The organism is bacterium SCSIO 12741 (genome assembly GCA_024398055.1).
In the GTDB taxonomy this organism is placed as follows: Bacteria; Bacteroidota; Bacteroidia; order Flavobacteriales_G; family Salibacteraceae; genus SCSIO-12741.
The window spans coordinates 90,348-103,043 of the sequence record CP073749.1; the positions used below are offsets into that span (position 1 = coordinate 90,348).

At 45.7% G+C, this 12,696-nt stretch carries 10 protein-coding genes; all 10 read right to left on the minus strand.

Features of this window, described 5'->3' with window-relative positions; genetic code table 11:
• On the minus strand, positions 1–1,023 hold the full coding sequence (locus KFE98_00370; protein ID UTW62646.1) for a hypothetical protein: 1,023 nt from the start codon (positions 1,021–1,023) through the stop codon (positions 1–3).
• Positions 1,024–1,028: 5 nt separating this feature from the next.
• Entirely contained in the window at positions 1,029–1,799 is a 771-nt protein-coding gene (locus KFE98_00375; protein UTW62647.1) for an AglZ/HisF2 family acetamidino modification protein, read from the minus strand.
• Positions 1,800–1,802: 3 nt separating this feature from the next.
• Positions 1,803–2,423 carry an imidazole glycerol phosphate synthase subunit HisH gene (gene hisH, locus KFE98_00380; protein ID UTW62648.1) on the minus strand — a complete coding sequence of 207 codons (621 nt, stop codon included), beginning with the start codon at positions 2,421–2,423 and terminating at the stop codon, positions 1,803–1,805.
• Between the two features lie 43 nt (positions 2,424–2,466).
• Positions 2,467–4,164 (minus strand): hypothetical protein, encoded by a 1,698-nt coding sequence (locus KFE98_00385; GenBank protein ID UTW62649.1) that lies wholly within the window; start codon positions 4,162–4,164, stop codon positions 2,467–2,469.
• The gene (locus tag KFE98_00390; GenBank protein ID UTW62650.1) at positions 4,161–5,792 is read right to left on the minus strand and encodes a hypothetical protein; all 1,632 of its coding nucleotides are present in this window, start codon (positions 5,790–5,792) and stop codon (positions 4,161–4,163) included. Before KFE98_00390 ends, KFE98_00385 begins: the two co-directional genes overlap by 4 nt.
• Before the next feature lie 72 nt (positions 5,793–5,864).
• Positions 5,865–7,271, minus strand: coding sequence for a hypothetical protein (locus KFE98_00395; GenBank protein ID UTW62651.1), 1,407 nt, complete (start codon positions 7,269–7,271; stop codon positions 5,865–5,867).
• A 36-nt stretch (positions 7,272–7,307) separates the two neighbouring features.
• On the minus strand, positions 7,308–8,480 hold the full coding sequence (locus KFE98_00400) for a glycosyltransferase (GenBank protein UTW62652.1): 1,173 nt from the start codon (positions 8,478–8,480) through the stop codon (positions 7,308–7,310).
• Positions 8,458–9,594, minus strand: a complete 1,137-nt coding sequence (locus tag KFE98_00405) for an N-acetyl sugar amidotransferase (GenBank protein ID UTW62653.1) — start codon at positions 9,592–9,594, stop codon at positions 8,458–8,460. The genes KFE98_00400 and KFE98_00405 overlap by 23 nt, the downstream gene beginning before the upstream one ends.
• A 6-nt stretch (positions 9,595–9,600) precedes the next feature.
• Positions 9,601–10,638, minus strand: coding sequence for a DUF354 domain-containing protein (locus tag KFE98_00410; GenBank protein ID UTW62654.1), 1,038 nt, complete (start codon positions 10,636–10,638; stop codon positions 9,601–9,603).
• A gap of 13 nt (positions 10,639–10,651) precedes the next feature.
• On the minus strand, positions 10,652–12,688 hold the full coding sequence (locus tag KFE98_00415; GenBank protein ID UTW62655.1) for a hypothetical protein: 2,037 nt from the start codon (positions 12,686–12,688) through the stop codon (positions 10,652–10,654).
• Positions 12,689–12,696 lie beyond the last annotated feature (8 nt).

A 12,696-nucleotide genomic window follows, 5' to 3' on the forward strand; every position in this document is an offset into this window, starting at 1 on the left:
CTAAAAAATCCAACCGGTCCCCCAAAATGTATCGATCACGTAATGGTAGCCTCCAAAGAGGAGTGCAAGCGCGGCCACCTGGGCCATTTTAGGCCAAACAATGGTTTTCTGAATGGTGAGATAAACCACCAATGCCAGTAACTCGATTCCTGCAAATATGGCCCCTATGGAATGCATGTAGGCCTGAAAACCCATGAACACACCTAAGGTAATGTAGTGCCTTTTCTCGGGATTTACGGGCCATTGAATTAAGACCAAAACCGTGGCCAACAAAAAGAAGATCCGTGCCGAATCAAGGTGAAACTGCAGGGCATTAAAAATTAATCCATAGTTGAGTATAAAGAAGAGGGTCAACCAAAAGGACTGATCTCTAAAATACAAACGAAGTATGCCATAGAGCAGCAAAGCCAGTAATAAAAGATAAAAGCTGGAATAGGCTCTAAAATACAGGGCATCCGATGGACCAACAACAGAATCACTCAGCGATTCCAGGGTAAAATTCAAGGGATAGGCAAAAGCATGTCGCCCGACGTAAAAGAAACCGGAGTTTTCGAAGTAGGCGTATTTGGAATAGGTAATGGCTCGGTCTCTTCCAAGCTGTTTTCCCAAAGCCAGGTATTCGAAGGCATCATGCTCGCTCACCGGCTTTTTGTAGGCATAAAACAAGGCCACCATCAAAACCATTCCAACAGCCAATGTGCCCACCATAAATTGCCAAACAGCAATTCCTTTTAATCGCTGGAAGACCAAAACCCAAGATCTATTCAGGAGGCTCCAGGGCAGGAATACCCCCAAAGGCACCAAGGCTAACCCTACATGAACCCATGCTGGTAAGCCAGGTAATAAAAGCATCACGATATTGATCAACCAAATGCCAATCAAAGAAGCACTTCCAAGTCCGATGGCTAATGGAATGGGCAAGGGCCACTCTGGCCATTTGCGAGCCACAAGAACGCTTAAAGACAGTCCAGGTAAAATCTGGAACAACAAAGTCTTGATCAGATATGCCGTAATAATGCCCACTTGATTTAAAACAGGTTATAGAGTTTTTCTTTCAATTCTTCTTCCTTGGGGTAGTTGATCAATACGGATCGGTTGGTGTTTTGGTAAACGAACATACTCCCTGCGGCTACCGCCGAAGCTCCACCCTCTCGAATGGCGGCTTGAAAATCGGACATGTCTTTGGCCCCACCCAAGGCTACAACGGGCACTTCGACCGCATCGGCCACCTGCTTGATCACTTCCAGATCGTAGCCTGTAAAAAGTCCATCGTTGTCCACCGAGTTTACCAATATCTCACCAGCACCAGCATCCTCTGCCCGCTTGGCAAATTCAGCTGGACTTAGTTTGGTATTCTTACTTCCCGAACGAATGTAGGCCGACTTCTTTCCAAATAAGTTTTTCTTGACGTCGATAGAACAGACAATACTTTGATTGCCGTAAATGGCCGCAGCTTCTGTGATCAATCCCGGGTTTTCGAAGGCAGCTGTGTTGAGCGATACCTTTTCAATTCCGGCTTTGAATATGGCTTTGATCTGATCGAGAGTGGAAATACCACCTCCGTAGCATACTGGCATAAAACACTCCGAGGCAAACTCCATGATGCGACGCATATCGGGCACCTTCTTTTCCTTGGTAGCGGTAATGTCCAAAAAGATCAATTCGTCAACGCCCTTGTCATTGAAAATCTTAACCGCATTGATCGGATCGCCGATGTATTGAGGCTTACCAAATTTCCTTGTTTTCACCAGTCCAGATCCCTTAAGGGACAATACCGGAATAACTCGAATTCGTTGCATAAATCAATAGTTATTGGCGAAGTTCTTAAGCAATTGCATGCCAAAACGATGGCTTTTCTCGGGGTGGAACTGAGCTCCCAGAATGTTGTCTTTTTCAAGGGCACAGGTAAAGTCATATCCGTAGTGGGTAGTACCCATCACATCGGCTGAGTTTTCGCAAACTACATGGTAACTGTGTACAAAGTAGAAGCGACGTTCTTCTTCAAATCCATCAAAGAGGCGGCTGTTGTTTTCCACCTTTACATCGTTCCAGCCCATATGCGGAACCTTTAATCGCTTGGGGTTTTCGTTGAAAACAAATTTCCGCGTATCGGCTTCAAACCAACCTAAACCTTTTACATCCGGAGCTTCTTCACTTCCCTGGGTCAGTAGTTGCATGCCCAGGCAAATACCCAAAATCGGTGTTTTTTCGGTGAGTACTTTTTGGTTCAACATTTCCTCCCAACCCGACTCGCGTAGCTTCTGCATGCCGTGCCCAAAATTTCCTACTCCCGGAAGAATGAGTTTCTCCGCATCCTTGGCTTTTTCAGGATCCGCAATAATCTGGGATTTGACCCCAATTTTCTTGAGGATGTTTTTGATTGAAAATAGGTTTCCTACTTCGTAATCAATGATGGTAATCATAGGCAGATAATTGGGTCAAAATTAAGGCAAATAGGTACGTCCATCATCCGATCTGTTGTAGCGAGCAATGTTTAAGTGTGATAAAATATCCGTCGCTGATGTAGGTTCCAAAATAAACCTCACCATCCTTTTCCAGTTCAAACTCAAAGGGCAGCTCCATCACCTTTCCAAAATCCTCTGAAGAGTAAGTATTTTCAATCCGGGCATCCTGCTCTCCAATCACCTTGAGCCAGAACATAAGCTCGCCCTTTTGATTTTCGTCTTCCGCAGTCAACCGAACATTCAATCGGTATTTTCCTGCTTTTAGTTTAACACTTCGGCGATTAAACATCCTTCCACTCGTTCCGTCCGATCGAATTTCCAATCGCAGCGGATCGTAGTTACCGTTGTAAACCGTAAAGTTGCTATCTACTAATCCAAAATCAAGGTACCCCTGATTGAGGTATGGGAAGGCGGAGGTATCCACAAAACCGAGGTAAAGTAAATGCAGGTTTTCACCGACGTAGGCATTGCCCAGTTTAAGCGATTCAAAGGTTTGCAAGGAATCGGGTAATTTGAAATACCAATTGGCATTTACTTTTCGGGAGGGTTCTAAGGGTATTCCGTTGAGCAAAATTTCTTGTTTTTCTAACCAGGTATCATGCTGATTAAAACTCAGACATAGTTCTTTCCAGCTCGCTTTGCGTTCAATAGACGGAAGCTTAAACCGTGCATTGGCCTTGAGTTCACCCGATTTGGAAACATTGGACTTTCTAAACTGAAACAATTTGGATTCCATATTCAGCCAGGCAATGTTTTCGTTGGGGTCATCCTTGAGGCGGTAGAGTTTGTAGCCTTTATCCTCACCAATCAAATAGGCTCCTTTGCGCGCCAGAAAAAACAATTCAGGAATGTAGTATTCGCGGTACGGGTAAAAAAGCATGTAGCGCGATCCATAGTCTTGCTTGAGCTTTTGAAAAGCCTGCTGAAAAGTACTTTCATTTAAACGGTATCCTGAATCCTGAACCATGGGAAACAGGTAATCCAAAGAATCAACCGTAACCATTCCCCGGTACACACGGTTTTTCATTACCGTACTAATTCCATAGGTCTGAGCAGGTATATCGGTAAAGTAAAACCAATTGCTGGCATGAGCTACCGTAAGTTGATTATCGGGGTTGATCATTTGTTTGCGCTCCATCTCCTCGTACAAATCTGTAGGAGCCGAAGCCGATTGAGATTGTGCTAAACGAATCTTGAGAAAATGACTGAATTTCCCCAGGTTCATCATAGGATTGATCATAATAACCAGAAACAATCCTACACCCAAACGGAATCGCCAACTGCGATCTACTCCAGATGCCCACTCCCCTACCATGGCCAAAACAAACAAGGTATTGATGACTACCGTGGTACTGAGGTAGCGGAAATTGGTGTATCCCTTAACTCCGAGGAGAAGCAGCATGAACAAGTAGAACAGAAATAATCCTTTCTGCCAAGGCACACGGGTTTTCCAGGTCAAGGCAAAACGAACCATGGCCGGAATGGCCAATAAACTCAAAGTACCGATGTAGGTAAAGCGGAAAAGAGTTCCCAGGTATCCGTTGGCCCATCTTCGGAGCGGCCCGTCAATTCCTTGTGAGCTGGCCAAAGACAAGGCATGCGTACGATCGGTAAGCAGGTAAAAGATCAGCAACAAGGCCATCAATAAGACCAAACCAATCCAGTACTTCCGGGGCGATATGTTAATCTGCTTGCTCATCTAAAAATCCAACCGGTTCCTATCGCCATATCCAAGGCGTAATGTATGGCTCCAAAGGCCAGAAAAAACAATCCTGTAATGATTCCTGATTTTACTCTATCGCCTATCGTATTCTTGGCCACCAATAGTGTGATACCGGCTAATCCTACCGCCAAAATGGTATTCATGGAATGGGAAAAAGCACTAAAACCGAGCGCCATTCCAAACAAGGCTGCCAGATTGGTCGATGGTTTTTGCAAGAACAATCCCGCCATAAGGATAGCCGAATACAAAGTGGCAATACGCAACATGTCGATGTGGTTGTTCAAACCAAAGGACAGAAAGCTAAAACTGGCCAACAAAGCAATAACTGCCAGCCAGGCCAACCACTCCCCTTTTTGCTTGACCAGGCGAAAAACGCCGATCAGCATCATTACGGCCAGAAACAGGTTAACCACTTTGTACCAGCGAATTTCATCTACACTGAAAAAGGAATTGACCAGCGACTCCCAGGTCATCAATAAGACAAATCCGGGGGCATGAAAGGAATGCCGGGTAAAACTACCTGGGCCATTGTAAAAAGGATTGAGAAAATCGATGGACTTACTTTGAGCCAGGGCTTTTCCCGTGGCAGCGTATTCGAAAATATCTGCTGAACCATCGAGCGTGTGAACGCTGTTTCGAGCCCCAATGCAAAGAACCAGTATTCCTAAAAACACGAATACGCCAGACCTAACGGCCTTCAGCAAATCATGCCTTGTAATTTTTAGGTGGTATTCCTTTTGCTCCACGAGCTTCTGTTCCCACTCTTTCAACCTATGACCTACGGAAGACCAGGACTCACGAGCTCTTTTTCTTCTTTGAATATGCTCCTTGCGGTAAGGAAAATAGAGTCCCAAATAGATGGCAAATACAGTTCCGATGTAGAATAACTCGGTGGAATGAGGAAGAAGAATAAGCAAGTAGTAAAGCAGAAGGTTGGTAAACATAAGGGAGAAAATCCCCGAAAGGGCAAGCACCAGGTACTTATCCAAATGCTCATTGAGTCGATGCTTAAACCAGGGATACAAGACCTGCGGAAACCAACCAAAAAACAAAATGATTTTGAGCAGAAAAAAGAAGTTACCTGAAAACAGTTTACTCAAAGCAAATCGGAGAAAGTGATAATCCCCCCTCCAGTTCAAGATGGGCTTCAGGTAGGGTACATTCGATACATTGGGCCAGTCTTCAGGTCCGGTATTCAATTTCCAGGCAGTATATTGCTGACCATTGATTTCGACTGATGATTCTGAAAATTGCAATTGCTCACCCGAGAATACCAATTGGAAGGTATCCAGCTGAAAGGTCATGGAGGTAATTTTGTCCCGATTTTCAGCAGAGGTGTAAACCAGAACTTCCCGCAGGTGATTGGGGTAATCCCAAGTTCCGGTTGCATTGGGCTCAAAGGGACGATCTGCACCTCGAAAAGCCTTACCGTAAATCTCGCCTGAAAACGGGCCGTCCGAAGTTTCAATGGCAAGCTCCACATTGTCAATAAAATGGTACTTATTGAATCCATGCAAGATCTGAATAGCCATTTTGTAGCCTACATAGGCGGTAACACCCAGTAACAACAAAACCAACAGGGACTTACGTAAAAGACCATTCATGGCTTCAAAAGAAACTAATTTTAGGTCAACTGGGGGTATTCTGAAAAGGGATTCTCAACATTCCTTCGGTAACTACTGCCCGATGAGGAGTTTGTAGCTATAGGCCATGGCCGTCATGCGGTTGCTAAACCAGCCATATTCGATAAGATCTTGCCGATGGGCAACGGTATGTTCGATAATGGAAAACACCTCAGGATCGAACTCCGATAATATGGCAAAACCAGTGATGCTGTACGGTTGAGGATCGTAGGCATCTGCATAGTCCACGTAATTGGAGCCAATAATGCTATTGAAGCGGTCGCCGCGGTAAATGTTTTCCTTAAAGGTTTGGGCACACTGCTTCACTTCTTCTTGCGAAAAGCCCGTGCCATATTTATGAGCAAACACGGGAAAGTACATGGATACCTGAGCCTTCCAGGAATACTCAGGCTTTAACTCACACGATTCATCCGTGGTAGATTGGTAGAAATAGGGCCAGGTAAGGCTACCATTATCCAATTCGCAAAAATGCTGGCGAAATCCTTGCTCCAATTCTTCCAATCGGCAAGACATGTCTGCATCTCTACCCAGGGTTTGATAAATGGATAAGAAGGCAGCAAAGGCATTGATGTGGTTGATTGCATCGGGACGTTTGAGCTGATGATTAACGTAATAGCCTTTGCCAGCATCTACTTCATACATCTCGGCACAACCCAGAATTACATCCCGGAGTTCCTTTTTGAAATAGTCGGCTTTAATTCGATAGGCCATGCTCAAAGTATCGTTTTGATACACTGCATGGCAAAACATGGCAGCGGGCTGTGCTATTCTTCCTGGAATGGTAACCTCATTCCACCAAAGGGTGTCTTCTGGACGTTGATGCCCCCAGGAGGTGACTGGTTTTCCCAAAAAGCCATCTACAATACCCAAACGATCGTCGCGGTATTGAAGGATAACGTCAAAACTTTCAGCTACAAGATTTAGAAAGCGGGTTTCTCCGGTTGCTTCATAGCCATTCATAGCAGCAATAGCCAATTCATGCCACATCCAGGCAAACCGTAGATTTCGCCGTCCCGGATCGTTGGTGGAGTCAATGGCCTGATCCACCTGGTAGGGAATTTGAAATTTCAGGTAATCGTATAAAATGTCTTTGTCAGCAGGCATTTGAATCAACCAGGCCATGAGCGCATCAGGATCGTTGCGTTTGGATTGGGGAATGGGTTGTCCCATCAAAGATTCGATTCGTTTCCTGACTTTCGCATCCAGCTTTCCCTGAGTCAGTTGGCGCCTAACCGCTTCCAACTCCGACCATCGGTTATTATCCAGCAAGCCTTGCATCGAAATGTCGATTTCAGGATAAACAATGGCTGTTGGTTCCGAACTGTCTTCCTGATCCTCTGCTTCAAGAGGAGTCTCCTGGAAAAAGTAAACAGCGGATATACCGGCAAAAACCAATAGGGATAGGAAAAGTAGAATGATCTTTTTGATGGGTTGCAGCATGAAAATCGGTTAAAAGATGCTGCTTAACGGAGAAAATCAGGCTATCGTATGGTAGAGCTCGATAATTTGTTTTTTCTCTTCGGACCAGTTGAATTGGCCTCGAACTTTTTCCAGCTGATCTCTTTTGGATTGAATTTCTTCCGGCGTGATTTGTTCCAACCAAGTTCTTAATGCCTCATCCTCATGCGGATCTGCGGACCAACCAATTCCTTGCTCCACCACCACCTTTTCCATTCCGGGAAAATGACTTGCTAAAACCGGAGTTCCCGCTGTGAGGTATTCAAAGAGCTTATTGGGTGCTGAATAGTAGTAACTTAGATTCTTTTGCTCAATCAAACACAACCCAACATCGGCCGTGTGTGAATGGGCCAGAATATCAGAAACCGGAACAAAACCCATGTGGTGAATGTGAGCATACTTGTCCAAATATGGACGAATGGTTTCTTCCATAAATCCGTTACCCATGAATACGAGGTGCTTTTTCGGAAAATCGGCAAAAACGCGTAGATATCGCTCAATATTTCGGGCACCGATCAATCCCCCCTGAAAAACAAAAACGAGCTCATTTTCAGGTATCCCGAATCGCTCCCGGTAAGAAGCCACTTTCTGGTTAGGATCAAAAGGATTTTCTGGAACATTTTGAGCCAAGTACACCTTTTTCAAGCCATATTCCTTCTGGTACCACTCTTGAATACCACCACTCACGACCAAAACGGCATGCGATTGTTTAACCAGCATTCGCTCCACTTTGGCGTAAATCTTCCGCAACAAAGGCGAAGGATCCTTCACGGCCTCCAGCTCATGCGGTTCATACACCAGTTTGCTCCCCTTGAGCCACTTAAACAGGCACGACAAGGGCAAGGTCTCCACACTATGGGCATTGACATACTTAACCGGCTTAAACAGAAAGGAAAGCAAAATGCGAAGGTTCCACTCCACCATCAGCATCACCTTGTGAAAGATGCCCATGTTGTTGAGCGAAAACCGAAACCAGGTCTTCACCCGCCATACCTCGATGGTGTCGCTGATTTTTTCATGCTCCTCCAAGCCTTCTTCCAGGAAAGCTACGATCATCACCTTGTCCACAATTCCCAGCTCTTCCACCACCTTAGCCGATTTGATCAATCGAGCCTCAGACTTGAAGGGCGTTTGGGAGATATGAAGGGCGATGTTTTTGGGCATGGCTCTATTCCATCTCATCCACATCATAAGCCGTCATCGGCTTAAAGGGAAGGATGTATTTAAACACCCACAGGATGAGCTTTTTGTAGCGATTGTAAAAAGGGAAATAGCTCGGGTAGTCCGTAAATTTCTTGTTGGGAGCATTCCACATTTCCTGGAATTCTTCTTCGGAAATATCGAGCTTCTTCATCACGTATTCGCGGTCCTCTTCCATCTGTTCCGGATCGTAGGGAGGCTGAGCCAATTCTTTGAGCGCATCTTCCCGTTCCATCATTCCGGAGCGAACCAAAGCCGATAGAGTCACCTTACGCTTATCAAATCCAAACTTCTTGGGTAGCCAGTAGCTGATGATAAACTTGGTAAAAATGTTTTCGTGGTGGTGTCCGCCGTAGTATTCCCAGTCCACCTTTTCCTCGATGATCTTTTTGGCAGCCGGCTTGTCGTAAGGCAGGTACCAGAAAGGTCTTACGTTTTTGATCCCCTTTACCATTCCGTAGTAGAGGTAATCAAACATGGTCAGGTTTGGGTAGGACTTTAATTTCACCTTGTTTTTACGGGCGATATGCTTCACCATTTTGGCGTCTACATAGGTCCATTCTTCCGGCTGTTTTCCTTCCGAGCGGAAATCGTGACCGATCAATACGTGTTTTACTCCTTCCTTAGCCGCAATGCGGTACAGGGCTGAAGTAATTCCAATATCAGTTGTTCCATCCGGCCAAGGTAGAGATGCCTTCATGAAAGAGCGGTGAATACCCTTCATCTCATCCCAGTTCATCACGTAGGTTCTCAATTCGATATTGAGGATGTCCAGGGCCTTTTTGATGTTGTTTACAGCGATTTCACTGTGCCAGCCGTTGTCGAAGGTTACGGCCAATGGGCGCAATCCCATTTCCTTGGCCAAGAGCAACAGGTAAGTTGAGTCGGTTCCTCCACTTACTCCAACAATGCAGTCGAATTGTTTGCCCTTACCGTTTTTCTTCATCTCGGCAACCAGTGCTTCCCAATCGGCCTTCCCTTTTTCGCCCAAAGGGTAGTCGGCTGAAAGCAGGTCATGAGCCTTGCAGTAGTTGCATTCCCCAGATTTATCAAATTTGATATCGGGTACCGACTCGTCCAACACACAGCGGTTACATACTTTCATGAATATCTATTTTGTATAGGATTCAATCTTCTGGATAAACAGGCCGTTGATGTCTGTTTTTTCCTGAAGCAATTTCTTTCTTTTTTCTCGCCCTTTCTCTTCCAACTGCGGATCGCCCAGCCATTCGAGGGTACGTTCGCGGGTACGATCAAAACGATCGTCTCCATCGGCGTTAAACACCAGGTCAAAGGCTTTTTCCTGCTCGTCCAAACTTCCTGCAGTCAACTGGCTCACGAAGATGGCATGCGTACCCAATACGGCCGCCTCGGAGGCCATGGTAGCTCCTTCTCCCACGTAAGCTGAAGCGTAATAAAGCACGTGGTGAATTTTCTCAAAAGGAACTTTTACCTGGTAGACGGCCAAATCATCGGCCAGCTTTTCCTCGGATGAGATGAGCACTTTGGCATGCGGTAAGATGGCTTCTACCAATTCCCTTTTCGCCGCTTCGGAATAACCCTTGAAGCCAATATCGTGGCTGGCATTCCAGGAAACAAAACGGATGAATACAAATCGCTCATCATCCTTGATCCCCATATCGCGAATCACCTGACGATCGGGTTGAAAGTAATCGGGATGCAGGTAGAATAGCTCCTTGTAGGTGGGCATTCTTTTCTGCTTGGGACCCAAATTCGTACGAAAAGTCGTAGGCGTAATAATCTCTTTGGAAAACCACTGGCAAAACTTCAAGCTAATGGTAGAGCGCTCTGTGTCTTCAAAAATCAAGTGGGGCTTTCCGGCAATCGCTGCATTCATCGCCAACATAGGACTCGCCCGACCGATGAATACATCCGGCTTAAACTTGCGGCACTTTAACCACATTTTGAAGGTGATGGAAAACAGCAACCAGGCTTTGTCAAACACATTCTTACCGGTGGAATTTCCAACCAACTCGTAGTCTAATCCAAACTTTTCGAGCAGTTCGATATCGCCGTCTTTGTCAATGGCCAGAATGAGCACTTCATGTCCCTCCTTCTGCAACCTCAAAATGATCTGACGAAACTGGTGGATCCAGGCAGGATGCTCTATGGAAATGGCAACTTTCATGCAGAATCCCCGATTAACGGTACAATTTTTTCATCCGGTTTACCCGATCGATGGCCTTAGCAGTATCCAAACCAATCAGGCTAAAATACTCGACCATGGACTGCAATCTCGGGCGGTTTTCCTCGTAGATTTTTGACATTCCAAATTCACGGGTAATCATTCCTTCGCGAATCTGGTTACTTCTAAAGGTGTCAAACTCGGTAAAACCGGCTACGGTGTAATACACGTAGTTGTAGAAGGCAGCGGTTCCGTCACCAATTCTCCAAGTGGAGGTGGTATCCGGTGATGTCTCCCAGTTGTAGCCGTCGATCAAAGTGGTGTTGATTTCTTCTTCGTCCCAGGGAATGTAGTCGAACAACAGCAAGTACACATCCCTTGGCTCCATGTAGTAGGCTTTAAAAGCACTGTAGGTATCCGGAATCGACGGGTTGATGTACCCCGGGTTCATCATAAAGTTCTTGGCGTAGTACAGCGGCATCTGCAACTTGGCCAAGGTAGATTGTTTGTCAATCCGGTCTTTGGTAAAGTTCGGTTTGATCCCAGCAAATCCGGCTTTAAAGTCGGTGTTTTCCAACTTATTCTCCATCCAGATATCACAAGGAATTCCGGTTTGCTGGCGAATCTTGTTAACGTAAACGAAGAAGTGCTTATCCCCGGCCATAAACAAGGGAATCATTCCCAATCGAGGTTGCTTTAACCAGGCACCCACATTCAGGCGAATGTTTCTTCGCTTCATTTTTATATCGGCCGATACCAGAATGTTTTCCACCCCGAGTTTACCGGTCATTCGGGCAATGTTTCTTCGGGCCAGGTCGGTTACCATTCCCCAGTCGTAGGTGAAGGTAAGCGGATTCATACCCAGCTCTTTAACGATGTAGTGCAATCCGAAACTACTGTCTCGTCCACCACTAAAGGCGATTACACAGTCAGGTGAACCGTCTTTGGAGCGGTATTTCTCCAAAACTTTGAGCAGGTCTTCCTTCTTGTTTTCCTTCAGCCCTTTTGTTTGGTAGTTGTTGCAGTAGTTGCAAACGCCACCCTGGTCGAAGTGAATGTGTGGGAAGGTTTCCGGAAGCAAGCATTTTTTACAACGCTTAAGCTCCTTGATTTCGTCGGTGTTGTATTCCAACCTTTTCTCAAGGGTGGATAGATTGAGGTTGTCCAGGTTAACGAACTCGCTCTTGTGTTTTTTCTGTTGGGAGTGATCCTTGATTTCTCCAGCTGGAACATAGATCTCAGACTGAGGAGAATTCTGGGTCTTTTCGAAGGTAAAATTCTGTACTTCAAAAGACTTCATTCCAATAGCGATTCCCGTTCTCGGGGCTAACCAATGGATGTCTTTGTTTCCGTAACGCTCTTGCAGGCCAACTTGATCAGCCAATGTTTTCATGATGTATTCTTCCGAACCGAAGATCAACAGACTCTGGTCTGATGCGATCCAGTAGTAAAGTGATCCTGTGTTGGTCGCCAGAATAAACAAATCCCGGTCTGCACATTGTACCGCGATGGAAGCGGCTCCTTCAATCTCTTCAAACGTGGCCGTAACGGCAGCTGAAGCGGAAAGTCCGCCCTTCAATTTTTGAGAAAGGATACCTGCCAAAATCTCCGTATCCACCTCGTAGTTGCGATCGATGGATCCCTGGAATTTTTGGAAAAGATCATCTACGTTGGTTACGATTCCGTTGTGAACCATCACCAATCCGTCTTTGATACAAGGCTGGTTGTTGTCGTTGTTTTCCTGGCTACCGTTGGTCACCAATCGAGAGTGAGCCGTAACGGCAATAGGAGAAGCCACATGGCCGTTTTCAAAACTGCCTTCAAAGCCGGCTTCTACAAACTTGCTGTAGGTTCCTGTTTTGATCAGCTCCGTCGCTGGGGTATCTTCTTTGAGTACCTGAATCGATTGGTTGGCCAGATTTCTTACCGCGATTCCCGAAGATTCCTTTCCACGGGTTTCTGACAGCACAAATAGTTTTTGCAAAAGATCATCCGATTCCTTCCTGCTCAAATCGGCTTTTTCCTTAGCTACAAATCCAAAAATTCCACACATAAAAAGTC

Bases quoted from the DNA above. Each gene is read 5' to 3' on its own strand.
- KFE98_00375 (UTW62647.1), bottom strand. From the start codon at position 1,799: ATGCAACGAATTCGAGTTATTCCGGTATTGTCCCTTAAGGGATCTGGA.
- hisH (UTW62648.1), bottom strand. From the start codon at position 2,423: ATGATTACCATCATTGATTACGAAGTAGGAAACCTATTTTCAATCAAA.
- KFE98_00385 (UTW62649.1), bottom strand. From the start codon at position 4,164: ATGAGCAAGCAGATTAACATATCGCCCCGGAAGTACTGGATTGGTTTG.
- KFE98_00390 (UTW62650.1), bottom strand. From the start codon at position 5,792: ATGAATGGTCTTTTACGTAAGTCCCTGTTGGTTTTGTTGTTACTGGGT.
- KFE98_00395 (UTW62651.1), bottom strand. From the start codon at position 7,271: ATGCTGCAACCCATCAAAAAGATCATTCTACTTTTCCTATCCCTATTG.
- KFE98_00400 (UTW62652.1), bottom strand. From the start codon at position 8,480: ATGATGTGGATGAGATGGAATAGAGCCATGCCCAAAAACATCGCCCTT.
- KFE98_00405 (UTW62653.1), bottom strand. From the start codon at position 9,594: ATGAAAGTATGTAACCGCTGTGTGTTGGACGAGTCGGTACCCGATATC.
- KFE98_00410 (UTW62654.1), bottom strand. From the start codon at position 10,638: ATGAAAGTTGCCATTTCCATAGAGCATCCTGCCTGGATCCACCAGTTT.
- KFE98_00415 (UTW62655.1), bottom strand. From the start codon at position 12,688: ATGTGTGGAATTTTTGGATTTGTAGCTAAGGAAAAAGCCGATTTGAGC.